The organism is Eubacterium sp. LMAG:50 (genome assembly GCF_008680265.1).
Taxonomy (GTDB): domain Bacteria; phylum Bacillota; class Clostridia; order Lachnospirales; family Lachnospiraceae; genus Eubacterium_U; species Eubacterium_U album.
Genome location: NZ_NALP01000005.1, coordinates 1 through 25026, shown reverse-complemented (window position 1 = coordinate 25026; position 25026 = coordinate 1). Strand labels below are relative to the sequence as shown.

The window sequence follows — 25026 nt, the reverse complement described above, 5'->3', positions numbered from 1 at the left end:
CGCAAAAATCAAATTTCTGCGGCGTTATTACTGTATTTTTCACACAAATTAAAAATATAATCATTTTTAATCTGTGGCAATGAATTTATTAACATTTTCATGTAAAATTTCACTATTTATTAACTTGTCTCTATACTTATTGGTACTAATTATTAATATTCCCAATAATAATCCTTATAACAGATTGTTTTATCATCTGCTGTTTCAATAAATACATCAGCACTATCAATCCGGCTATATTCCTTATAAGCATCACATGTAATTGTTGAACCTAATGGAAGGTTAACTGATAAACTTTCTAATGGTGTGTTTACTACACTATTAATTCCTGTCTGTTTATTATAATTACCCTTCTTAAAGTAAAATCTGTATGCCATAAAGCAGTTGTTTGTATCTGTTCTTAATACTTTATCACCTTTCGCAATTGTAAATGTACGGCTTGTTGCATCATAAGTGTTCTTCTTTGCTGTAGAACTTACAACTGCTGTATACACAACTGTTCCTGCAATACCATTTCCATTGTCATCATATGTATCGTTGTCCCAGTTATTTGAACACATCTGGAATTTAACTTCTTTATCAAGTTCCATTTTGAAACTGCTCTTGTTGTTCAATACAGTTCCATCCTGTAATCTGATTGACATTTTTAAAGGTCCAATTACAGATACTTCTATTGATTCTTTATCTGAATCATCATTTTTATTATCATTTCCTGAATCAGGCTTCGTTGTTTCTGAAGGTTTTGTTGTTTCTGAAGGTTTTGTTGTTTCTGAAGGTTTTGTTGTTTCTTCCGGTTTAGTCACTTCTTCTTTTTTAGTTGTTTCTTCTTTTCCGTCTTCTGTCTTTCCATTTTCTGTATCAAGATTTCCTACTACTTTTTCAACCTCTGAAGGTAATCCATTAGTAGCTTTATATGAAACAACTGCTCCACCTGAAATCTCTAATGTATCTGTTATTAACTGTCCGTAAATCTTTGTACTTCCTGTTAATACTGTTTTTGAATCAGGTGCATAAACCTTACCCGTTATAGAACTATCACCACTAAATTCAAGATTTCCACTTGTATATACATTTCCTGCAAATATTCCATTTACCTGTGTATACTTTGTAGCATTCATTGCAATTGTGTTGGCATTTACTTCTTTAAAATTATTGTATCCTGCATTTTTTCCTGTAAATACAACTGTAAGCTTGCTACTGTCTCCACCTGCATTAAATGAACCCGGATTTCCACCTGATAATTCATCTACATATAAAACTACGTATCCGTCACCGCTTACTTTAACTTCACCACCAACGTTTAAATGTTTAACTCTGACAACTGTTGTCTGATTTTTATCTGCATGAATTTCAAATGTCTGTCCATTGTAAAATGATACAGTATCTAAATATGCATTATCAGTTAAATCAAATCTGTTTGTCTGCCATCCAATGTAAACACTCTGTGTACCGTCTTTGTATTCTGAAGTAGATTTTTTAAAATATTCTGAATTCTCATCAGGATAATTATTTGTATTGAATAATCCTGAATATAATTCCTTGTCCATTTCACTAACTTCAATTGGAATATATCCCTGTGCGGGTTCATCTACTTTAACCTCCGGTGATACATGTGCAGTTCCTGTAACATGCTTTGTTGCACTGTTTGAATACTTTAAAGTACCATTGTTAATTACAATATCTCCAATTATCTGTCCGCTTCCTGAAAAAGTTGCTCCGTTTTTTGCAAGTACCCCATATTCATTTGTGTTTTCTTTTGCCAAAACCCCTATTGGCATTGCCACATTAAATACCATCGTCATGACTGTAGCCATAGCTACCATTTTCTTTACTCTTTTCATTGCATCCTCCTTCCAATTTTATCGCAGCCTTTTATACACGTATTTACGTATAAAAAAAACTGCAACTCCTTAAAAAGAATTGCAGCCAGACGACCATTGCAAATGTTGCTTTAGGCTCATAGCTTTGTGCCCTATTTTTTCAAATAGTTTACCCTCATCATTTGTAATATATGTCTTTATTTTATAAATTTTTATTTTATATGTCAACCCAAATAAAACTCTTTTTTACATTTTCAAGCCGTAAAATAGGATTTTTTTCTAAGCTGATTTATAAAAATATTTTTATTTTCCGGCATTTATTTTATTTCATTAACGCCATCACATCTTCAACAATCTGTTCTTTTGTCAAATGATTTTCTTTAAGAACTTCATTTACATCATATCTGTCTAAGAATTCTTTTTTCAATCCAAAATTTATTACTTTCATATCTGTTGGTCCATAGAATCTTGAAATTTTTTCACCGAATCCTCCGTCTAAAATTCCATCCTCTATTGTGATTACAACATCATGCTCTTTCTTTAACTCTTCAAGTAATTCACTATCGATTCCTGTTATATAATATGGATTAATTAAAGTTGCCTGCGTATCTAATTTATCAGATAAATCATCTACAACTTCTTTTCCTAACTGATAGAATGTTCCTAAAGCAATAACTGCAACCCTGCTTCCTTTTTCAGTTACTTCATATTTATTTAATTTAGAGAAATCTTTTGTTACTTCTTTACCGTCAGATATCATTTCTCCACCCGGCAATCTTATTGCTACAGGATGTTCATTCTGCTCTATACTCCAATCAAGCATTGCAATATATTCTTCTTTTGTCGTAGGTGCCATGTAAACAAGGTTAGGAATATTTGCCATCATTGGAATATCATATAATCCTAAATGTGTTACGTCATTCATTCCAAATACACTTCCCCAGAATGTAACTATTGTTGCAGGTGCATTATTAATACACAAATCCTGTGATAACTGGTCATATGTTCTTTGTACAAATGTGCTATATACACCATATACCGGCTTTCCACCATTTGAAGCAATTCCTGCTGCCATTGCAACTGCTGTCTCCTCTGCAATTCCTACATCAACAAATTGTTTTCCTGCTTCTTTTCGCTTGTCCTCTGTAAATCCCATAACAGTTGGTGTTGCAGAAGTAATTGCAACTACTGATTTGTCTTCTTTCATTTTCTTTAACAAATAATCACAAGTTACACTTGAATAATCTTCTCCACCTTCAGCATACAATGATTTTCCTGTCTTTATGTCAAACGGTCCACTGTAATGCCACTGTTCTTTATGCTGTTCAGCAGGTGCATATCCTTTTCCTTTTAATGTATTAATATGAACAACTACCGGCTTACTACTGTCTTTTACTTTATTAAATGCATCGATAAGGCTTGCTACATCATTTCCTTCATTTACATAAACATAATCAAGTCCCATTGCCTTAAATAAATTGCATTCTGCCTGTCCATTTGTTTCACGAAGAAGTTTTAAATTGCCATACAAACCACCATGGTTTTCTGCAATTGACATATCATTGTCATTTACAACAATTATAAGATTTCCTTCTAATTCTACGGCATAATCAAATCCTTCTAATGCTTCACCACCACTTAATGAGCCATCTCCTATTACAGCAATAACATTTCCTTTTTCACCATTTAAATCTCTTGCCTTTGCCAAACCACAGGCAAGACTTACTGATGTTGATGTATGTCCTATGATGAAATGATCATGCTCGCTTTCATGAGGATTACTGTATCCTGAAACATCATCATAATGTTCTTCATAAAGATATGCGTCCTTTCTTCCTGTAAGCATTTTATGATAGAGAAGGGTTATTTCCAAACCTTAACCGTTCAGAATCCGGTGCAAGAAGATTTGATGACGGGACTGTTGAAACATTACGCCTTATTGAATGTTTGAAAAAAACAGGAATGGAAATTAAAGACATCAAGGAATTTATGATGTGGTGTCAGCAGGGACCTGCCACCTATGGAAAGCGTAAGGAAATGTTTGCAAAACAGAAGGAGACTGTTGAAGCTGAAATTGAGCATTTAAAGAAGGTTCTTGATATGATTAATTTTAAATGCTGGTATTACGATACAGCTATAGCCGACGGAAATGAAGACAGACTTAAGAATCTTTCTCCTGATGATATGCCACCTGAAATAAAAGCTGCGTGGATTAACGCTCATACATAAATACATAAAAGCCACAATTATGATATTTTATTTGTCTTCGATACAATTTTTCATAATTGTGGCTTTATATTTAATCTAAACCTTTAGTCTTTTATTTCTTACAATCCTGTTTCTTTATTCCTGACACTGTACCGCATCATATCCTGTTTCGCCTGTTCTGATTTTTGTTGCACTTGCTACAGGATAACTGAAAATTTTCCCATCACCAAATTCTCCTGTATAAGCGGCTTTTTTAATTGCTTCTATTGTTTTTTCGGCCCATTCTTCTGAAGAAACAACTATTTCAAATTTAATCTTTGGCTGCATCTGAGGTTCTACTTCCATACCTCTGACTATTTCCTTATAGCCTCTTTGTAATCCACAGCCCATAACCTGCGACACTGTAAGTCCGTTAACTTCTATTTCCATTAATGCATTTTTTACATCTTCAAATTTTTCTTCTCTTACAATTGCATCTATTTTCATTATCATAGAATTTTCATCTCCTAATCTCATCTAAAAATTTTTAATTAACAAATATTAAATTTGATACTATTTACTTTATAATCTTTATATCATTTTACTTTGACAAATAAGTTTATTATTCAAGGCTTTTTACTGATCCATACCGTTAAAACTTGGATAAGCACTTTCGCCGTGCTGTGATATATCAAGTCCGATTTTTTCTTCTCTATCAGTTACTCTTAATGGAGTAAATATTCTAACTATGGCTACACAGATTAAAGTTCCTACAACGGCTATTGCTATTGTAATAAGTATTCCTTCTATCTGAGCTATAAATAATCTCCATTCACCATAAATTAAACCATCCCATTTTGCTACCGGGTTAATTGAACTTTTTCCAAATATTCCTGTTGCGATTCCGCCCCATATTCCTCCGATTCCATGACATCCAAATGCATCTAATGCATCATCTATTTTTAATTTTTTCTTAATAAGAATAACTCCATAATAGCATATCGGACTTACGAGTGCACCTATTATAAATGATGACCAGATTGGAACAAATCCTGCTCCCGGGGTAATTGCAACCAAACCGATAACCAAACCTGTTGATGCACCTACCAATGTTGTTTTTTTGTCATTTATCACATCTAAAAACATCCATGATAAAAGTGCTGATGCTGATGCAATTGCTGAAGTCATAAATGCATGTGCAGCAAGTCCGTCTGCCTTTAATGCACTTCCCGCATTAAATCCGAACCATCCAAACCAAAGTATTGTAGCTCCTAATACAACAAATGGAATGTTATGGATTCTGTATGTTGCTCTTTCATAACCTTTTCTTTTTCCAAGAATAATAGCGAGTACCAAAGCTGTTATTCCTGAACTTATATGTACAACGTCGCCTCCTGCGAAGTCGACAGAACCTAACTCTGCTAAAAGTCCTCCCTGACCCCATACCATATGTGCTAATGGATAATATACAATTACTGACCAAATGGCTACAAATATAAAGAGTGCCTTAAACTTCATTCTTCCTACAACTGATCCTGTAATTAGTGCCGGTGTTATAATTGCAAACATCATCTGAAATGCACAAAATACTAAATTAGGAATTGAATCTGAATAAGGTCCAATATCCCAGCCTACTCCTTCTAAACCAAACCATCTGAAATCTCCTATTATTCCACCATGGTTTCCACCAAATGCCAATGAGTACCCCAATAATGCCCACATAACAACTGACAATCCCATTATCATGACTATTGCCATCATAGTGTTAACTACATTTTTTCGCCTTACAAGACCTCCATAAAAAAATGCTAACCCCGGTGTCATAAAAAATACCAAAGCAGCACAAATCAACATAAAACCTGTGTCTCCTGAGTTCATACAATAATACCTCCTGCTCTTTTAACATATTTTTCTCAATCTCTTTAGTGTATATGTTATAAATATGGCTTCTACACGTATATCTCTTTGAATTTACTTCTTAGGGATTATACATTTGCCAAATTTTCTACATTTGGCTTTGCCATATATAACGCAAAAAGGACGTGTGGCAAATAAATGCCAAACGCCCTTGTTTGATGAAGCGAAGTCTATCATTTATTAATCATAAACGCAAGTATATAATTAGTTTTTTTAATTATATTATGGATTTACTTTATTTCTTAAAGACTTGCTTTAACTTATTTTGTTTTTGCATAAAATAAGTAAGTTCTACTTTGTGTCCTGCTCTATTGATGTAATTGCAACTGCTCCATCTGCAACAGCAGTTACCACCTGTCTAAGACTTTTTGTTCTTATATCACCAACTGCATAAACTTTGTCCATACTTGTTCGGCAGTCTTCAGTAGCAATTATATAACCTGTCTTATCAGTATCGACAAGTCCTTTTATAAATTCACTTTGTGGTTCCATACCAACTGCAATGAATACAGCTGAAAGAGAAAGTTCCTCTTCTTCTCCTGTCTTCTTATTAAGTAACTTTGCTCCTGTTACAATATCTTCTCCGTAGATTTCACTTACTTCATAACTAGGTTTAAATTCTATATTTTTTGTTTCAAATATTCTGCTCTGAAGTATTTTTGCACCTCGAAGTTCATCTCTTCTATGAACTAAATATACTTTTTCACAAATATGAGAAAGATATAATGCATCTTCCAAAGCTACATCTCCACCACCTACAACTGCAACCGTCTTATTTTTAAAGAATGCTCCATCACATGTAGCACAATATGACACACCTGCACCCGTAAATTCTTTTTCACCCTTTACATTCAGTAATCTGTGTTTAGCTCCTGTAGCTATAATTACAGCCTTAGCATCAACTGTCGCTCCATCTTCTAAATGAATTTCTTTATATTCACCCTTATCTTCAATGGATTCAACTTTTCCTTCTACAAATGGAACTTCTAAAGCATCTGCATGTTCTCTGAATTTTACTGCAAGGTCATAGCCGTTTTCGCCATACAATCCTAAATAATTATCAATTCTGTCAGTGTTTATTATCTGTCCGCCACTAAACATTTCTTTCTCTATAACAATCTGGTCTAGCATAGCTCTTTGAGCATATATTGCTGCTGAAAGTCCTGCCGGTCCACTTCCTATTATTACTAAATCCTTTAAATTTTTATTCATATCTATCTCCCTTTCTTTTATTTAAAATTTTCTATTACTTTTGCTGTTGCCTCTAAATCTTTCTGAGTATGAGTTGCTGATACAAACATTGCTTCAAATTGAGACGGTGCAAGGTTAATTCCTGACTCTAACATATATCTAAAGTATTCGGCATATTTTTCTGTATCAGAAGAAAGTGCTGTATCATAATCTACTACTTTTTTATCTGTGAAAAATACACTCATTAATGAACCAACCTGATTTACGCAAACTTTTTCTCCAAATGATTTTCTTACTGTAATAAGCATTGTTTTCTTTGCTTCAGTGATTTTCTTTTCATTATTTTCTTTTGCCAGAGTTTTGATATAATCTATATTTTTTATCTCTTTATAAATATTTTCAATTTCACTAACTGCGGCTTTATTTCCTTCAAAATATATTTCATTTCTATTGCATGTCATCAGACATATACATCCACTTATATTTTTGTTTTTTCTTACTTTATCATAAAATTCTTTCTTTTCTAATTCATTTAAAGCGTATTTTTCTCTTATAAATGCGTCTGAATTTTTATGGTTAACACTAATGCAGTACATTTCATTCTCCAATTCTTATCTTAATGTTAAGTATGATTAAATAATGTCTGATATTTATAAATCATCTGTTGACCTTAACCAATTTTATCTTATTTGATAATTTTCCTTTTCAAGATAACTCAATATGCAAAAAATGTCTATCGTAAGCCTGTCTAAATATTTAAAAGAAGGTAGCAATTAATACGACTTAAACTATCAAACCACAGGTTTTAACAATTTAAGATTTTTTCATAATCTTCTTTTGTCATTTATAACATATTTTCCTACTTTCCGTCGCATTCAACCTGTTCATAATCAATAAGTTCAGTAATTGTCGGATGATCTCCACATACTGCACAGCTTCCGTCTGCTTTTGGAAGTTTTATTGTGTGGAATTCCATTTTTAATGCATCATAAGTTAACAATTTTCCTGTAAGCAAATCGCCTACTCCTATAAGGTACTTAATTGCTTCCATTGCCTGCAAACTTCCGATTACACCACCCATTGCTCCAATAACACCTGCCTGCTTGCATGTTGGAACTGCATCCTTTGGAGGTGGATTTTTAAATACACAACGGTAACATGGTCCTTCTCCAGGAACATAAGTCATAAGCTGACCTTTAAATCTTATAATTCCTGCATGTGAAAATGGTTTCTTAGCCATTACACAGGCATCGTTTATTAAAAACTTTGCCGGGAAGTTGTCTGTTCCATCAATTATAAAATCGTAATCTTTAATTAAATCCATTATGTTTTCAGATGTAACAAATTCACGATATGTATTAACTGTTACATCAGGATTCATTGCATTCATGGTTTCTTTTGCTGATTTAACTTTTGCCTTGCCAACATCAGCTGTTCCATGAATAATCTGTCTTTGAAGGTTTGACAAATCTACTTCATCAGCATCAACTATTCCAATTGTTCCTACTCCGGCTGCTGCCAAATACATTGCTGCAGGGGATCCAAGTCCACCTGTTCCTATAATAAGCACTTTTCCATTTAACAGTTTTTTCTGTCCCTTGACACCTACTTCCTGCAAAATAATGTGTCTGGAATAGCGCTCCATCTGTTCATTCGTAAATGCCATTAAAACACTCCTCCTCCCATGAAATATAAGAATTCGATTGTATCATTTTCTTTACCCTGAGTTGTTTCAAAATCAGCTCTGTTTAAGAACTCATCATTAACTGTTACAGTTACATATTCAGGATTTTCAACTTTTTCAATTTCGATTAACTTTGCAATTGTTGTTCCCTGTTCAATTTCTTTCTTTTCACCTGCTACTGTTACTAACATTTTCACATTCTCCTTACTCTAAAATAATTTTTCAATAACTTCTTCTATATTTTCAAGTTTTATAAATGGGATTTCCACACTTTGTCTTGATGTCAAATGTACGTGTCCATCTCCATATTAGGCTGTTTACGGATAAATCCTGCAACCTGTTCTACTTCTGTGCCTTCCTTATCCCAATCAGTAATATAATTTACATCTGTAGTTTTTATGTTATTTTTCTGATTTTCATCCAGCAATAACAATACAACAATACCCGCTCTGTGTAAATGTTTTACTACTGTGTAAATGTTTTACTACTGTAGAAACATCTTCATTTGCCTGTGGAGCATACAGATAAGTATGTATTCCATATAAATTAAGGGCTTTTTCTATGTCTTCCACAAATGCTCTGTTTGCACCATTTACAAATTCTACTGTTATGGCAGTCTGTCCTTTAATTGCCGCTCTAACTTTTCTGTCTACTCTTCCTTCATATAATGCACTTTCGTCTGTGTTTACTTCTTCAACGACACCGCATGCTGAAGTCATATTTGTTACTCTGTCGATTAAAATATTCAAGTTTTCCTATAATCTTGCTTTGTAATTCATTTTCTTTCTCGTAATTGGTAATTTCCAATAATGGCGTATTACCTATCAATTCTGTTAATTGCTTTACTATATTTCCCATAATCGCACCGCCTTTTCCTAGTTTGCGAATAGGATTAATATATATTTATTGTCGATACTATCATTTATTTTCTACTAAATCAATAAGTTTATAGGTGTTTTTAAAAAATTTTATTGATATTATAAAGAATTTAACCTTCTTTTGTTTTCAATTTTACAAAATATAACCGTATAACTTTTCGTATAACTTTTTACGTATTACTTTTTACGTATTACTTTAAATCTACCTATGATAAAATATTTTCGCATAAAAAAAGGTTCTAAACTTTACTTGGGGGTAAGGTTTAGAACCTTTTTATTTTTATGAAAATGAAGAAACACTTTACATGTCTCTTCATCTTCTTATCTATCTATTACCAGATATTATAACTATCTTATTCTTTTCCTTCATCTGCAAAATATTCTTTTACAAGTTTAACTACAACTCCTGACAACAGGAATACTGCTATAAGGTTTGGAATTGCCATCAGTCCGTTAAATGTTTCAGCAATGCTCCACATAAGTCCTAAATCCATTGTCGCTCCAACTATTGCAACCAATGAATAGACAAGCATAAATGGCTTGTTTACCTTTGGTCCCAACAAAAATTCTATACATCTTGAACCATATAATCCCCATCCGATAATAGTTGAAAATGCAAAACAGCACATTGCAACTGCCGTAAATATAGAAATCCAAGTTCCATATGTCGATGTAAATCCTAAGATTGTAAGCTCTGCTCCTGCGGCACTTCCATAATTTACCGGAATTTCACTACATAAAATGACAAGTGCTGTAAGTGTACATATTACAATTGTATCAACAAATACTTCAAATATTCCAAACAATCCCTGCTTAACAGGTTTTCTTGTATCTGCACATGCATGTGCTATTGAACCTGTACCAAGTCCTGCTTCATTTGAAAAAATTCCTCTCGATACACCTTTTTTCATGCTCATAAAGAAACTTCCTACAGCACCACCTGTAACTGATGCCGGTGAAAATGCTCCTTTAAAAATAGAAGCAAACACATGTGGTATATTCTGAAAATTAAGAGCAACAACTCCTAATGCAAATACAATATAAATTACCGCCATAAATGGAACCAGTTTTTCTGTAACCTGTCCAATTCTTTTTATTCCACCTAATAAAATTAACGATAATAATACTGCAAGTACTATTCCTATAATTAGATTTACTGTAGATGCACTATCTTTTGAAATAATTCCATAATTAAATAATGCTGAATCTATGGCAGTTGTAATTGTATTAACCTGAGTTGCATTTCCTGTTCCAAATACAGTTAAAACACCAAATATAGAGAACAAGTACGCAAGCCAATGCCAATGTTTTTTCAAACCATTTTTTATGTAATACATTGGTCCGCCAACCAGTTCACCCTTTTCATTTGTTTCTCTAAAATGAACTGCTAATGTTACTTCAGAAAATTTTGTGCACATTCCTAAGATTGCTGAAATCCACATCCAAAAAACTGCACCTGGTCCACCTATTGCAATCGCTCCGGCAACGCCTGCTATATTTCCTGTTCCCACTGTTGCAGCCAGTGCTGTACAAACTGCCTGAAACGGTGTCATTGCTCCGTCTGCCGCTTCTTTCTTTTTAAACATACGGCCAATCGTAACTTTCATTGCATATGGAAACTTCCTTATTTGCAGAAATCCCGTTCTAATACTTAATACAAGACCTACGCCTATAATGCAAGTCATTGCAGGAACACCCCATATAAAGTTATTAACTGCGCTGTTAATTTCTTTAATTAGTGCTAGCATTTACTTAATCCTCTTTCCTTAGTATCAAAGAATTTTATATGTAATTGTTCTTTAAGTATATTTTTTAATTTCACTTGTTATTTTCTATAGATATAATCAATTTATTTATAAACCATAAAAATCACTTTAATCAATTACATTATTAAATTCAATCTTTTATATAATACCATATCAAAGGATTATGGTCAAAAAATTAAAGCCTCGTTTTTTCTTCAAAAAAAACTCGCCTTTGTAAACATGGTCTTGCCCTATACAATAAAAACCAGGTGCAATAAGCACCTGGCTTTCTTTGAATATAAAACATTCTTATATTAATTTATGCTTTCGCATTACATTCTAATAAATTAAATATTAAATCTGTGGTCCTGCTGAAACTAAAGCCTTACCAGCTTCATTTCCTTCATACTTAGCAAAGTTCTTGATGAATCTTTCTGCTAAGTCCTTAGCCTTAACTTCCCATTCTGAAGCATCAGCGTAAGTATCTCTAGGATCAAGGATTTTTGTATCAACACCTGTAAGTTCTGTTGGAACTTCAAAGTTGAAGAATGGAATCTTCTTTGTTGGTGCATTTAAGATGTCACCATTTAAGATAGCATCGATGATACCACGTGTATCCTTAATTGAGATACGCTTTCCTGTACCATTCCATCCTGTGTTAACTAAGTAAGCCTTAGCTCCATTCTTTTCCATCTTCTTAACTAATTCTTCAGCGTATTTTGTTGGATGAAGCTCTAAGAAAGCCTGTCCGAAACATGCTGAGAATGTTGGTGTAGGTTCTGTAATTCCACGTTCTGTACCAGCAAGTTTTGCTGTAAATCCTGATAAGAAGTAGTACTGTGTCTGAGCTTCTGTAAGGATTGATACTGGTGGTAATACTCCAAATGCATCTGCTGATAAGAAGATAACGTTCTTAGCTGCCGGTGCAGATGAAATAGGTCTTACAATGTTTTTGATATGATTGATTGGGTAAGATACACGAGTATTTTCTGTTACACTCTTATCTGCAAAATCAATCTTTCCTTCAGCATCAAGTGTTACGTTCTCAAGAAGAGCGTCACGTCTGATTGCATTGTAGATATCTGGTTCTGATTCTTTATCTAAGTTGATAACCTTAGCGTAGCATCCACCTTCAAAGTTGAATACGCCGTTGTCATCCCAACCATGTTCATCATCACCGATAAGTAAACGCTTAGGATCTGTTGAAAGTGTTGTCTTACCTGTTCCTGAAAGACCGAAGAAGATTGCTGTGTTTTCACCGTTTAAATCAGTGTTAGCTGAGCAGTGCATTGATGCAATTCCCTTAAGTGGAAGGAAGTAGTTCATCATTGAGAACATACCCTTCTTCATTTCTCCGCCGTACCATGTATTAACGATAACCTGTTCACGGCTTGTGATGTTGAACACAACTGCTGTTTCTGAGTTGAGTCCTAATTCTTTATAATTTTCAACTTTAGCCTTTGAAGCATTGTAAACAACGAAATCAGGTTCGAAGTTTTCAAGTTCTTCAGCTGTTGGTTTAATAAACATATTTGTTACGAAATGAGCCTGCCAAGCAACTTCAACGATGAAACGGATTGCCATACGTGTGTCTTTGTTTGCTCCACAGAAAGCATCTACTACATAAAGCTTCTTGTTTGAAAGTTCTTTAATAGCAATATCCTTTACAGCAGCCCAAGCTTCCTTGCTTGCTTTGTGGTTATCATTCTTGTATTCATCTGTTGTCCACCATACTGTATCTTTTGAATTTTCATCTTCAACGATAAATTTATCTTTTGGTGAACGTCCTGTATAAATACCAGTCATAACGTTAACAGCACCAAGTTCGCTTTCCTGTCCTTTTTCATAGCCTTCAAGTTCTGGTTTTGTTTCTTCTTCAAATAATAATTCATATGAAGGATTGTACACGATTTCTGTTGTACCTGTGATACCATACTTGCTTAAATTGATTTCTGCCATCTTAATTTAAACCTCTTTTCTTTCATAATAGTATATAAAGAAACTCTGCTTTATACAGATTCTTATATCATCATCACAGAAAACCTGTCTGTAATTGCCTTATATAAAAGCTTTTACTAACTTATGAAACAATAAATATTTCATTTACTATAAAAAAACCAGGTTCCCTAATGTAATATTATACATATTTTCTTTCCAAATTCAACTGAAATCGCCTTGTTTTTCCTTTGTTAACAATATAAAGTCCTCAGTTAATTATTGAAAGTATATGCATTTGTTAATTTATCTTGTCCTTTTGTTAATATATTTTGCCTTATATTTGGAATATACAATTGTCTGATCTTTGTATAAACTATAATAACCTGACAACGAATAACTTATTGAAATGGCAATCAGGTAATATGCCACACCTGAAAATCCAAACAGTTCAAAGGATATAAGCATAGATGTAATAGGACAATTGGTAACTCCACAAAATAAAGCAACCATGCCTGCTGCTGCTGCAAGTTCAGGCTGAAATCCTAAAAGCTGTCCTGCCACACATCCAAATGTTGCACCCACACTAAATGCCGGAACAATTTCACCACCTCGATAGCCTGCTCTCATTGTTACTGCCGTCAAAATCATTTTCCATAAAAAGTCTAATGGTCTTGCCTGTCCTGTTTCTATTGCTCTTGCTATCAACTCATTACCTGCTCCCATGTAGTCTTTTGTATTTAAAATCATTGTTATCGCAATAACTACACAGCCTGCCACAAAAACTCTTACATATAAATTTTTAAGGTATTTCCCATAAATTTTAGCTACAAATTTAAGTGCAATACAAAACATTATACTGACCATTGCACATCCTACCGATATAATTGCCATTTTAAAGCCAGTTTCAACAGTTAAGGCAGGTATTCTTGTAACGCTAAATGTCTCAGGATCAATTCCCATACCTGTAGCAAATTCCGCTGCAATAATTGACGCCACGACGCACGGAAGTAATGCGGCATAATACATAACTCCAACGCTTACAACTTCCATTGCAAATACTGCCGCAGCCATCGGTGTTCCAAATACCGCTGCGAATGCGGCACTCATACCACACATAATCATTACATGATGATCAAATTCATCAAGTTTTACTAATTTGCCAAGCCAGTTTCCGATACTTCCACCAAATTGAATAGAAGCACCTTCTCTTCCTGCCGACCCTCCTGTAAGATGGGTTAATAGCGTTGACACAAATATAAGTGGTGCAGCCTTTAGTGGAACATCTCCCCTTGACCTTATTGTAGACAAAACCTGATTCGTTCCACCATCATGTGGGTCTATTATCTGATACATAAACACTATTGCCACACCAACGATCGGTAAAATCATAAATACCCATATATTATTATTTCTATATTCAGTAACCCATTTTATGCACCCTGCAAATATGCTACTTGCGCCACCAACAACAAGACCTGTCAAAATAGCAAGTGCAATCCATTTAAAAAAATTTCCCACATCTCTGGATACCCTGTCATAATAGTATCTTATAATAACTTTTGATTTGTTTCTTTTAGAATCCATGCTTTCCATTTGCATTATTTTCAAACCTTTCATATGTAAATTATTTATACTTCACTGTGTATTCATCTAAATCATAATTTTTTCAAAAAAAGCTTTTACAATTTTTTGTGCATTTTTAGTTGCCTTATCTAAAATGTCTTTGTTCCGATTGCAACTCCACTTATAACAATCGCTATAATCACAATTATTGCCACAATCTTTACACATTTAGCACCCAAATATGTTTTTGCAAGTCCCGCTTTTTTTTGTACTTTTTTCTTCTTCGTGTTTATTTTTTCTTTTCATTTTTCTTTCCTCGTATTTTAAAACTATTTAACCGGAATTTGAATTTCTGTTAAACATTCTTCATCTACCGACGTTTCATAATCATCAATATGGCAAAATTCTATCGGGTCACCTGTAATTTTTAAATGATGCTCATTTGCGTAAGCTATCAATCTGTCTACCGCCACTTTCGTTCTAGTAGATGGCCCTTTATAAAATATCGATAAATATTTTCCTGCCGGTAAAGAATAATTACTATTATATAATAATGTATCTGAATAGAAAAATACACCTTTTGTTACAAATGAATTTCCATCTTCACTTATTTTTGATATATCCAACACATAACAGTCGCATGCTCCTATTGTATCAACTTTATTTTTATGGGACTGCATATATTTTACAAGATAATAATCTACGTCATCATCATCAAGATTCGACTCACTTATCATTACACACTGTCTTTCATCAAACTCTTTTATCCTTATGTTTCCCAAATCCGTATGATTAATGTTTTCTTCTAATGATTTTATTCTTGCTTCTATACTTACCTTCTTTTCAAATAATTCTACTATATTTTTATTTACTATATTAAGTTCTTCTGAAAGAAGCATTTTTGTAGTTTCCACATTTTGGTTTCGGTCAAATTCCTTAATTCTTTCAGTCGAGAAATTAAGTCCTAACAATTCTCTTATCATTGTAAGTTGTCTGATATCCGATAAAGTATATACTCTGTAATTATTTCCCTCATTGCGTGTCGGCTCTAATATTCCTATTTTCTCATAATAACGAATTGAATCTACACTAATATTAAAAAGCCTTGACACTTCTCCTATATTAAATGTTTTTTTACGTTTCATCTTTTCCTCTTCTTTACTCTTGTACTATACTAATGTTTTGTTCTATTTATTTTGAAATGTAGTTTATTTTACCGTATTTTTTTTATTATTTATACTATTGACACTAGTATTATACCAGACTTTATCATAATTATGAACTTTTTAATAAGAATTGGGCACAATTCATATCACTAGAAAGGATTTTTTCAATTTATCATGGACGATAAAAAATATAAAACGGAAAACAAAATTTTACGATTATCACTTACCGGAACAATTATTTTTACAGTAGTCGAAGTAATTGCAGCATTTTTCCTTGGTTCAAAAACAGTAATTGCCGATGGAATATTTGACTTATTCGATTTGTTACTCTTACTTCCAATGTTTATACTTGTTCCATTTTTGTATAAACCGGTATCTGAAAAGAAACCTTATGGTTTCTCTCAAATTGAATCTTTACTTGTTCTTATAAAATATTTAATTTTATTAGCAGTAGTTATTAATATGATTACATCAAATGTAAAAGTTTTACTTAATGGTGGTCATACTGTAAATGCTATCAGCGTTTTAGCATACGAATCTTCACTTTGTTTTTTCTGTATGCTTACTTTTTTGGTATTAAAGCACTTAAGCAGAAGTTATTCTTCTATGATGATTCAGTCTGAATTATATTTATGGAAAGTAGATATTGTAAGCACTCTTGGAATTTCCGTTGCATTTTTGTTACAGATTTTCCTTACTAACACAACTTTAAAATTTATTATTCCTTACATTGATTCTACTGTAGCTATCTTAGTTTCTTTATTCCTTGTAAAAGAACCCGTAGTTCAAATTATAAAGACCTTAAAGGAACTTGTATTATTTTCTCCTGATAAGGAAGTCATGGATGAAATAAGAGATGTTGTTAATGAAGATATTCAAAATTATGATTATAGTTTAGATTTTCTTGATGTAACACAAACCGGAAGAAAAACATGGATTGAAGTATATGTTAAAAGCAAATCTGATACTTTAAAAATTAAAGAATTTAAAACAATACAGGAACATATTACTAAAGATTTGGAAAACAAATTCGACCAGATATCCGTAGAAATAGTTCCTGCAATATAGATAGCAATATTTAAATAAAACTTTTTTATATTTTCAAGTGGAGATTTATATGAATACACTACAAAAACAATTATTTGAATTACAGGATTTAAAATATAGAGATTTTCATAGCAAGCTTATACCAGGCTATAATAAAGAAAATATTATTGGCATTCGTACTCCTATATTAAGAAAATTTGCTAAAGAATATGCAAAAACTGAAGATTCAAAATCTTTTATTAAAGATTTGCCACATACATATTACGAGGAAAATAATCTTCATATGATGATAATTTCCGGAATAAAAGATTATGACGAATGCATAAAACAGGTAAAGTTATTTATTCCTTATATCAATAATTGGGCTACATGTGATTTACCTTTACCAAAATGTTTTTCAAAACATAAAGATGAATTACTTATGGAAATAAAAAAATGGATTAATTCTTCAGATACCTATACTATCCGTTATGGAATCGGTGCTTTAATGAGTCTTTATTTAGATGATGATTTTAAACCGGAATATGTAGAACTTGTTTCAAATGTAAAATCTGAAGAATATTATGTAAATATGATGATTGCATGGTATATGGCAACCGCTCTTGCTAAACAGTGGAACACAGTTATCCCTTATATTGAGCAACGCAAACTTTCACCATGGGTTCATCGAAAAACTATTCAAAAAGCTGTTGAAAGTTATCGGATTACTGATGAGCAGAAAATTTACCTAAAAAGTTTTAGAAAATAATATTTTCATAGAAATCAGTTAATTTGTACCAACTGTTTTTTGTCTTTTTAGGCATATTACTCTCAGTAAATGTATCATTATAAAATAAAAAGTTTATACTTAACTTTCTCTGCGTAAGCATTTTTTCATATTTATTAAATTTATCATAATTAATATCTTCATTAGATGATAATTCTGAACTTACTTTTGCTATTGATGTATATACTCCCTTAGAATATTTATCTTTTGAATTTACTAAATCTAATGAGAAATTCAATCTTCTATTAGATGTTCTAAGTTTCATCTTTTGGGGTGATAATTCCGTATAATCATATATTGAGAGGAATCTAACTTCTCCATACACATAATATGCTATCTTTATCACGCCCTTTTTTCTTGTTAATTCTATGTAATTCTTATAAAATGTGGCACTTCCCCATCCGGCACTTTCAATTTTCTTTTTATTGTATCTCATTATTCAGTTTTTTCTATACTCTAAAAATCTCCGGCACAAATATGCCGGAGATTCTTTATCTTATTAAAAATTATTTAATTTTAACTTTTTTAACTTTTGACCACTTGCCATATATTTTATTTGTTCCATCTAACACATAAGCTCTTACTTTAATATAAAGTTTTTTCTTATTTGCAAGTTTTTTGCTTTTTAAAGTAAATGCAACTTTCTTATATGACTTTTTATAAAGTGTTTTCTTAAATTTCTTTGATGTTGCAACTCTTACTTCATATCCTGTTGCATTTTCAACTTTTTTAATTGACACTTTAATCTTCTTTAATGATAACTTCTTTTTAATTTTCTTTGAAAATGCAGCTCGTCCTAAAGCAGTTTTTTCTGCTGATGTTCCGTTTATGCCTTCACTATTTCCAGCAGTTGTTGTATTTTTTGCATCCGTTGTAATTGTGTTGTTATTGTCTGTCTGCTGACTCTTTGTTGTTTCAGGTGCCTTTGTTGTCTGTTCCTGCTTCTTTGTTGTTGTCTCAGGAGCCTTTGTTGTCTGTTCCTGCTTCTTTGTTGTTGTCTCAGGTGCCTTTGTTGTTGTCTCAGGTGCCTTTGTTGTTGTTTCCTGACTCTTTGTCGTTGTTTCAGGTGCCTTTGTTGTCTGTTCCTGCTTCTTTGTTGTTGTCTCAGGTGCCTTTGTTGTTGTTTCCTGACTCTTTGTTGTTGTCTCAGGTGCCTTTGTTGTTGTTTCCTGACTCTTTGTCGTTGTTTCAGGTGCCTTTGTTGTTGTTTCCTGACTCTTTGTTGTTGTCTCAGGTGCCTTTGTCGTTGTTTCAGATGTCGTTTGATTGTATGTTCCTGTTTTATTTGGGTTCAATATAATAACTATAGCCTTTCCGTCATCTGATGATATTTCAACAACATTATATTTATATGTTACATAATCTGATGCCGGATTTATAAATACTCCTGTGCCTTGTGTTTTTGTCACATTGCGGCCATTTATGGTAGCTTTAAAGTTTCCTGCTCCCATTCCACCTACTGCCATATATAATTCACCAAAGCCTGTATTTTGGAACTGACACACATTTAATTTACCTTCAATCAATGCATATTTACAACCTAATAGTCCTTTATCAAATTCACCATTATTATTGTTATCAATATCCTTATAATTTAATGATTCGTATTTCGAATCGCCTGCTGCAGGTTTTGTTGTTTCTAAAACCTTAGTAGTCGTTTCAGATATCTTAGTTGTTGTCTCAGGCGCCTTTGTTGTCTGCTCCTGCTTCTTTGTTGTTGTCTCAGGGGCCTTTGTTGTCTGTTCCTGCTTCTTTGTTGTTGTCTCAGGGGCCTTTGTTGTTGTTTCCTGACTCTTTGTCGTTGTTTCAGGTGCCTTTGTTGTTGTTTCCTGACTCTTTGTCGTTGTTTCAGGTGTCGTTTGATTGTATGTTCCTGTTTTATTTGGATTTAAAATAATTACTGTGGCAGTTCCGTCATCTGATGATATCTCAACTACATTATATTTATATGTAAGAAAATCTGATGCCGGATTCATAAATACTCCTGTGCCTTGTGTTTTTGTCACATTGCGGCCATTTATGGTAGCTTTAAAGTTTCCTGCTCCCATTCCACCTACTGCCATATACAATTCACTAAAGCCTTTATTTTGGAATAAACATGCATTTATTTCTCCACTAATTACTGCGTATTTACAGCCCAACAATCCCTTATCAAATTCACCATTATTATTGTTAGCAATATCCTTATAATTTAATGATTCGTATTTCGAATCACCTGCTGCAGGTTTTGTTGTTTCTAAAACCTTAGTAGTCGTTTCAGATATCTTAGTTGTTGTCTCAGGTGCCTTTGTTGTTGTCTCAGCTACTTTAGTTGTCGTAGTTTCAGGTGCCTTTGTTGTCTCTATATTGCCTCCATTTGCTTGTATTTTTCCATAGCCATATTCCGATTTATAACCACCATTTTCATCGTATCTTATAAAATAAAATACAATATATTTTCCTTCATCACCTTTTAAGCTTCTTGTATGACTCCAACCTGTATCTGTTGCTTCCATTCCCCATGAAACAAATCCTACTTCTGCTTTACTTTCTGCTAATTCTTTTGCTTCACTTTCTGTATTTACCACCTTATAAAGCACACTAACTGCATTGTATTTTTTATCACCTACTATAGTAAATGTTCCATTAACATTTGCATCAAATGTAAGGTACATATCTTCATTTACAGAAATTGTTCCTGCCGGAATCCATTTTGCATATAAAGTGATGTTTCCATTTACCTTTGATGAAATAGCGTCCACTTTTGTGTTGTATGTACTTTCCTTATACCATCCTGCAAAATCATATCCATCCCTTTTAGGTGTATCAAGTGTTATCTGCTGTCCATAAATATAGCTTGTCGGATATAATCCTGTATTATTTTTAACTCCTCCTACTAAATCATAAGAAATGCTATATGTTTCTCTGTTGTAGTACATTTTTAATACAAGACTTCCATTTGCATTTACTGTTCCCTGTTTAATATTGTTTGAATTTGAATTATCAAATTTAAATCCTGTAAAATTCTTTTCTGTTGCAGTTACATTTGCTCCTGCATCTGCGTATTTCACTTCACTTCCTAACAATGAATAATTATTTGAATTTAAATCTTTTCCATAATATTCTACAACATATGAAGATTTATTAACTTCATTTGCATTTACTGTCGTCATTGTGTTAGGTGATGCTTTTATTGATACTGTCTGTCCGCTTTTACTTGTAAATGTTACCGTTTTTGCTGTATTTGAAGCATTGTATGCTACATATGTATATACACCGTTTTTGTTAAACACGGAAGCTGTCGGACTATTTGATTTAAATGTCAAATCAGGTGTACCATAATCCTGCAATGCTCTTATAAAATGATAAGTATGTGCCTGTGATTCACCATCATTTATTGCATTTTTTGTCCATACTGTGTTCATTGCGTAATCAGGATCTGCTATTGCATAATATTCAGCCCACATATCATTCCAATGTTCAGTGCTTCCACCTTTGGCATTTTTATAAGTTTTATCTGCATTGTAATATTTTTTAATGTAATCTTTTCCTGTTATTTTATTTGCATTTTTTCCTAAATAAAATGACCATGAATTAATTGGGCAAATCTGTATTCCCTGTGTGTACTGCTGACCAAACCATGTACTATAGTCAACTTTTCCACCCCAAACCATTGATGCCATAGGAGCATCAAACTTAGTTGAATCAATTTTGTATGTTTCTTCGTCTTTATCAAACCAATATTCATCAGCTGCCTCTGATTCTGTTGTATAAAGATAAATACCTAAATCTCTAATCTTTGTATTATTTGTAAGTTCTCCAAATAATATAATTCCTGCCCACGCATTTATTGCTTCAGATGTTGATTCCTGGTTATTACCTGTTCTCTCATCTTCATATCCTGATGCCCATGAATGTCCTTCATAAGGTGAAAAACTTCTTAAATATGGATATGCATTTCCACAATCTGCAACACATTCTTTATTATTTCTATATGGACAAGCTATATCATAAATTAACTGCTTTACTACATCTTTATAATTATTTAACCATTCCCTATCGTATAAACCTACGCTTGCTGCAGATTCAATAAAATATCCATAATGGAAATGATGATCATTAAACTGGTCAACTGAATTAAATGATGACTGGAATCCTAATAGAGCTCCAACACCTTCTCCTAAATATGTAAAGTAATGCTTGTCACTATTTCCTGAATATGTAAACCAGTCTTCTAAGTTCTTTTCAAGTCCGTTTAATACTTTCTGTGCATTTCCTTCATCTCCAACTGCTTTAGCAGCTGCAACAACCTGTGCAGAACGATTTAATTTCTTTCCATGATAATATGTTTCATTTCCTTCATCATTTGCAAGAGTCCAATTTCCTGCTCCTGTCATGTATTTATTAACGAAGTTATTTACATATTTCTGTAATTCTTCTCTTCCTTGTGAATCATCACTTGAAAGACTTGGCATATATGGAATAATACCGTTGTATGTCATATTTGTAGTATATGATGAGCCCTTTATGAACTTCATATACCCTCTCAAAGTAATGGCTTTATTGTCCATATATGTAACATTGCTCATATTCTTATACTGATGTGGTAAAATTCCCATTATTGTTCCATCAGCAGTACTTTCTGCTTTCTTTGAAAATGAATATGTATATTTTGTCTGAACATTTCCCGTGCTTTCATTATAAGAATAGTCTGCTGTTGTATTTGTAATAATATTAAATGCATAAGGTCTATATTCTTTTGCATATTTAATACCCATGTTGTTATCAATATTTCTGCTCTCACATAACCATGCAACAGACATATAAGCTTTGTTGTTTGATGGGAATGTGAATTTTAATTTTCCTATTTTATCATTGTTTGTTTTGTCTGTTGTTCCCATATGTGTAACAGTTGTATTTTCCGGTAAAAATACTGCATAATATTGGTATGTTGCACTTGGATATCCATTTACTGAACTTGTAATATCATTCGTTCTGAATACAACCATTTTTGAACCATTATATGTATCTTCATAAATAATTTCACTTGGGAATGTAACACGTAATTTTTCCAAATAAATTGTATTTGTATTTTCCATTTCAATAAAAGCGAATGGACTTCCCTGAGTCATCGTTGTATACATCTTCTGACCCGCATTTTGTGGATTTGTTGTAACTGCCTTGTATGACCAGTCAGTTACTTCGTCTATATTGTTGTTTGTGCATGTCCAATCCGGTGAAATTTTAAAATCGCACAACGTATCATTATCCTTAATATTGTAAGCACTTACATTTGTATTACTGCTTGTCATTGCCGGTTTTGTCACACGCAAACCATCTTTTTTCATTAAATAGCATAATGGAAGTGCATAGGCTGTTCCTGATAATGCATTTGTAGAGTCTGTATCCCTATCTCCTTCTAAATCCCACAACCAGTTACTTGCCCAGTCATTTGTATCCAGCGCCTGATGCTTACTGTTATAATTATCTGTTGTAAATCTGTATTTTCCCTGTTTTGAAGTTCTTGGAAGTTTTGCTGCATCCGGTTCATTTGAACCTGTTCCAATGCTTCCTACTCCTAACTTTGTTGTTGGCAAATTATCAGCATTAACATTTTTTGCTGTATCAGGCAAAGCAAATGAACTTACCGTCAATGCTAAACTTAGTGCCACTGAAATCCCTTTCTTAAAATTTCCTTTCATCTTTTCCTCCTGGATAATATGTATTGCCCCCGCCCTTTGGTCGGCGGCTATTCGTCGGAAACATTTATTAAAAATGAATTTTGTTCATTTTGTTTCCCCTAGATAATATGTATTGCCCCGTCCTTCGGTCGGCGGCTATTCGTCGGAAACATTTATAAAAATTGAACTTCGTTCATTTTGTTTCCTCCTAGATAAACATATACATATCTAATCTTATCAAGAAACGTTTTTATATATAATGTTCTTTTTTTTATAAGGGTGTTGTTTTTTTTAGATACCGGGGTTATAAATATGAAATCTTAGTGTAATTATATAGGTAGTTCTTATAATTACTTTTAAATAGATGTTGAGGTCAAAATTTCCAAACTTTGATGCCTACGAATTGTTCCGTGCTACTCATTCCTACAATTCTAACCATCTTTTAAATAATACAATATATAATTTATCATATCATAATTGCCCCATAAATACCAATATGTTAATATAAAATCAAACAAAAGAGAAAGAATAAAGAATATGAAAAAATCAAAGAAATTATTATGTTTATTACTTACATTTTTATTAGTATTAACTTCTATTTCATTTTCACCTGCAAAAGTTAAAGCAGAGTCAGATGATTACACAGACGATTATGTATTTGGAGAAAAAGATTTTTTCAGTGCAAGTGATACACCTAATGATAAGGATATGACCTTTACTGCAACTGAAGATGGCTTGTATTCCGTAAGAATCAAGACTATAGAAGGTTTTAATAATCTGAGCGTTGCCAAGGATGCTGATGGCAACGAGATTAAACCTTACGCAAGAGATTATCGTATTGGAGACAGAACTCGAATTGACTATTATCAGCTTAAAAAGGGACAGGTTTTCACTGTTAGGTTTACCCTTCATGCCAATTCAAGCGTCTTGATTATTGCCGATATTGTTAGGGAAATAAAAAAGGACGATGAGTTTAACTTTACCGGTGAATATGATGTTTCTTATTATTATGATCCAACGAAAGATTATCATCAATATAAGTTAGGTTGTCTTATGGATACTGATGACAATGGTAATAATGTACTTAATGCCAGAGTCAGATATTTTCAGAATGAAAACAATGACGAACTGGATTATTTAAACGTTCCTGATGTTTATATGAACAGTGTTCTTTCATCAATGCGCCCTAATAGTAGTACTCCTTATATTATTAATTTTTATTCCCATGGCACAAGCTATTCTTCAAAGGATGCTTCCACTGCCCAATCAAAAATTAAGTTTGTTAGAATGGAAGGCAATACCGGTATTGATTTTGCTGGGGTTAGATAGCGATACTTTTTACATCTACCATGTTGCGGCGGTCATGGTTGACAACTTGCGTCGGCTCCTGCTCGGTATCAACCTGTCCGACAAAGCTATAATGGATTTCGATTTTCCGGGTGTTGGTTTCCCGGTCTAATTCAT

The 25026-nt window shown here is 32.9% G+C and carries 19 protein-coding genes, 3 pseudogenes and 1 riboswitch; of the genes and pseudogenes, 4 read left to right on the top strand and 18 right to left on the bottom strand.

The window, feature by feature from the left end:
• Positions 1-152: 152 nt before the first annotated feature.
• Together CCC31_RS01550 and CCC31_RS01545 are read right to left on the bottom strand one after the other, a co-directional pair.
• On the bottom strand, positions 153-1841 hold the full coding sequence (locus CCC31_RS01550; protein ID WP_290849108.1) for a hypothetical protein: 1689 nt from the start codon (positions 1839-1841) through the stop codon (positions 153-155).
• A 77-nt stretch (positions 1842-1918) separates the two neighbouring features.
• Positions 1919-2004, bottom strand: a riboswitch (cyclic di-GMP riboswitch).
• A 138-nt stretch (positions 2005-2142) separates the two neighbouring features.
• Positions 2143-3666, bottom strand: a complete 1524-nt coding sequence (locus CCC31_RS01545; RefSeq protein WP_290849538.1) for a 1-deoxy-D-xylulose-5-phosphate synthase — start codon at positions 3664-3666, stop codon at positions 2143-2145.
• A gap of 59 nt (positions 3667-3725) precedes the next feature.
• Between CCC31_RS01545 and CCC31_RS01540 the strand changes: the two are divergent.
• Positions 3726-4049 (top strand): annotated as a pseudogene (locus tag CCC31_RS01540) (MerR family DNA-binding protein); the annotation flags it as partial.
• 114 nt (positions 4050-4163) lie between these two features.
• Here the strand turns inward: CCC31_RS01540 and CCC31_RS01535 are convergent.
• From CCC31_RS01535 to CCC31_RS01470, 14 genes and pseudogenes are all read right to left on the bottom strand, one after another.
• A complete protein-coding gene (locus CCC31_RS01535) occupies positions 4164-4520 on the bottom strand; it encodes a P-II family nitrogen regulator (protein WP_022089664.1) in 357 nt (118 codons plus the stop codon).
• A gap of 123 nt (positions 4521-4643) precedes the next feature.
• Positions 4644-5885 (bottom strand): ammonium transporter, encoded by a 1242-nt coding sequence (locus CCC31_RS01530; RefSeq protein ID WP_022089663.1) that lies wholly within the window; start codon positions 5883-5885, stop codon positions 4644-4646.
• 330 nt (positions 5886-6215) lie between these two features.
• Entirely contained in the window at positions 6216-7136 is a 921-nt protein-coding gene (trxB, locus tag CCC31_RS01525; protein WP_022089662.1) for a thioredoxin-disulfide reductase, read from the bottom strand.
• Positions 7137-7153: 17 nt separating this feature from the next.
• Positions 7154-7711 (bottom strand): hypothetical protein, encoded by a 558-nt coding sequence (locus tag CCC31_RS01520; protein ID WP_260978381.1) that lies wholly within the window; start codon positions 7709-7711, stop codon positions 7154-7156.
• A 263-nt stretch (positions 7712-7974) separates the two neighbouring features.
• On the bottom strand, positions 7975-8781 hold the full coding sequence (thiF, locus tag CCC31_RS01515) for a thiazole biosynthesis adenylyltransferase ThiF (protein WP_022087955.1): 807 nt from the start codon (positions 8779-8781) through the stop codon (positions 7975-7977).
• Positions 8781-8990 (bottom strand): sulfur carrier protein ThiS, encoded by a 210-nt coding sequence (gene thiS / locus CCC31_RS01510; RefSeq protein WP_290849100.1) that lies wholly within the window; start codon positions 8988-8990, stop codon positions 8781-8783. Before thiS ends, thiF begins: the two co-directional genes overlap by 1 nt.
• Positions 8991-9014: 24 nt before the next feature.
• Positions 9015-9107: pseudogene (locus CCC31_RS01505) on the bottom strand (coenzyme F420 hydrogenase); the annotation flags it as partial.
• Positions 9083-9232, bottom strand: a complete 150-nt coding sequence (locus CCC31_RS01500; RefSeq protein WP_178515249.1) for a hypothetical protein — start codon at positions 9230-9232, stop codon at positions 9083-9085. The gene CCC31_RS01500 and the pseudogene CCC31_RS01505, both read right to left, overlap by 25 nt.
• Positions 9216-9548, bottom strand: a complete 333-nt coding sequence (locus tag CCC31_RS01495; protein WP_158562622.1) for a hypothetical protein — start codon at positions 9546-9548, stop codon at positions 9216-9218. The genes CCC31_RS01500 and CCC31_RS01495 overlap by 17 nt, the downstream gene beginning before the upstream one ends.
• Positions 9523-9657: pseudogene (locus CCC31_RS01490) on the bottom strand (cysteine synthase A); the annotation flags it as partial. The gene CCC31_RS01495 and the pseudogene CCC31_RS01490, both read right to left, overlap by 26 nt.
• 373 nt (positions 9658-10030) lie before the next feature.
• Complete coding sequence (locus tag CCC31_RS01485) at positions 10031-11425, bottom strand: sodium:alanine symporter family protein (RefSeq protein WP_117908619.1); 1395 nt, start codon at positions 11423-11425, stop codon at positions 10031-10033.
• A 351-nt stretch (positions 11426-11776) separates the two neighbouring features.
• The gene (gene pckA, locus CCC31_RS01480; RefSeq protein WP_117908617.1) at positions 11777-13381 is read right to left on the bottom strand and encodes a phosphoenolpyruvate carboxykinase (ATP); all 1605 of its coding nucleotides are present in this window, start codon (positions 13379-13381) and stop codon (positions 11777-11779) included.
• 282 nt (positions 13382-13663) lie between these two features.
• Positions 13664-14944: a chloride channel protein gene (locus CCC31_RS01475; RefSeq protein ID WP_363347228.1), complete on the bottom strand. Its 1281-nt coding sequence runs from the start codon at positions 14942-14944 to the stop codon at positions 13664-13666.
• 308 nt (positions 14945-15252) lie between these two features.
• The gene (locus tag CCC31_RS01470; RefSeq protein WP_022089634.1) at positions 15253-16068 is read right to left on the bottom strand and encodes a MerR family transcriptional regulator; all 816 of its coding nucleotides are present in this window, start codon (positions 16066-16068) and stop codon (positions 15253-15255) included.
• A 195-nt stretch (positions 16069-16263) separates the two neighbouring features.
• Between CCC31_RS01470 and CCC31_RS01465 the strand changes: the two genes are divergently transcribed.
• Positions 16264-17157, top strand: a complete 894-nt coding sequence (locus CCC31_RS01465) for a cation diffusion facilitator family transporter (RefSeq protein ID WP_022089633.1) — start codon at positions 16264-16266, stop codon at positions 17155-17157.
• 49 nt (positions 17158-17206) lie between these two features.
• Complete coding sequence (locus CCC31_RS01460; RefSeq protein WP_290849091.1) at positions 17207-17884, top strand: DNA alkylation repair protein; 678 nt, start codon at positions 17207-17209, stop codon at positions 17882-17884.
• Here CCC31_RS01460 and CCC31_RS01455 read toward each other — a convergent pair.
• Together CCC31_RS01455 and CCC31_RS01450 are read right to left on the bottom strand one after the other, a co-directional pair.
• The gene (locus CCC31_RS01455) at positions 17874-18338 is read right to left on the bottom strand and encodes a hypothetical protein (protein WP_290849089.1); all 465 of its coding nucleotides are present in this window, start codon (positions 18336-18338) and stop codon (positions 17874-17876) included. The genes CCC31_RS01460 and CCC31_RS01455 overlap by 11 nt on opposite strands.
• Positions 18339-18408: 70 nt before the next feature.
• On the bottom strand, positions 18409-23583 hold the full coding sequence (locus CCC31_RS01450) for a glycosyl hydrolase (RefSeq protein WP_290849087.1): 5175 nt from the start codon (positions 23581-23583) through the stop codon (positions 18409-18411).
• Positions 23584-24099: 516 nt separating this feature from the next.
• Between CCC31_RS01450 and CCC31_RS01445 the strand changes: the two genes are divergently transcribed.
• Entirely contained in the window at positions 24100-24891 is a 792-nt protein-coding gene (locus tag CCC31_RS01445) for a hypothetical protein (protein ID WP_290849085.1), read from the top strand.
• Positions 24892-25026 lie beyond the last annotated feature (135 nt).

Coding starts and splice junctions, on each gene's coding strand:
- CCC31_RS01545 (WP_290849538.1), bottom strand. CDS start 3,666: ATGCTTACAGGAAGAAAGGACGCATATCTTTATGAAGAACATTATGAT.
- CCC31_RS01465 (WP_022089633.1), top strand. CDS start 16,264: ATGGACGATAAAAAATATAAAACGGAAAACAAAATTTTACGATTATCA.
- thiS (WP_290849100.1), bottom strand. CDS start 8,990: ATGTTAGTAACAGTAGCAGGTGAAAAGAAAGAAATTGAACAGGGAACA.
- thiF (WP_022087955.1), bottom strand. CDS start 8,781: ATGGCATTTACGAATGAACAGATGGAGCGCTATTCCAGACACATTATT.
- CCC31_RS01450 (WP_290849087.1), bottom strand. CDS start 23,583: ATGAAAGGAAATTTTAAGAAAGGGATTTCAGTGGCACTAAGTTTAGCA.
- CCC31_RS01485 (WP_117908619.1), bottom strand. CDS start 11,425: ATGCTAGCACTAATTAAAGAAATTAACAGCGCAGTTAATAACTTTATA.
- CCC31_RS01445 (WP_290849085.1), top strand. CDS start 24,100: ATGAAAAAATCAAAGAAATTATTATGTTTATTACTTACATTTTTATTA.
- trxB (WP_022089662.1), bottom strand. CDS start 7,136: ATGAATAAAAATTTAAAGGATTTAGTAATAATAGGAAGTGGACCGGCA.
- CCC31_RS01535 (WP_022089664.1), bottom strand. CDS start 4,520: ATGATAATGAAAATAGATGCAATTGTAAGAGAAGAAAAATTTGAAGAT.
- CCC31_RS01530 (WP_022089663.1), bottom strand. CDS start 5,885: ATGAACTCAGGAGACACAGGTTTTATGTTGATTTGTGCTGCTTTGGTA.
- CCC31_RS01470 (WP_022089634.1), bottom strand. CDS start 16,068: ATGAAACGTAAAAAAACATTTAATATAGGAGAAGTGTCAAGGCTTTTT.
- CCC31_RS01550 (WP_290849108.1), bottom strand. CDS start 1,841: ATGAAAAGAGTAAAGAAAATGGTAGCTATGGCTACAGTCATGACGATG.
- CCC31_RS01455 (WP_290849089.1), bottom strand. CDS start 18,338: ATGAGATACAATAAAAAGAAAATTGAAAGTGCCGGATGGGGAAGTGCC.
- CCC31_RS01475 (WP_363347228.1), bottom strand. CDS start 14,944: ATGGATTCTAAAAGAAACAAATCAAAAGTTATTATAAGATACTATTAT.
- CCC31_RS01460 (WP_290849091.1), top strand. CDS start 17,207: ATGAATACACTACAAAAACAATTATTTGAATTACAGGATTTAAAATAT.
- CCC31_RS01520 (WP_260978381.1), bottom strand. CDS start 7,711: ATGTACTGCATTAGTGTTAACCATAAAAATTCAGACGCATTTATAAGA.
- pckA (WP_117908617.1), bottom strand. CDS start 13,381: ATGGCAGAAATCAATTTAAGCAAGTATGGTATCACAGGTACAACAGAA.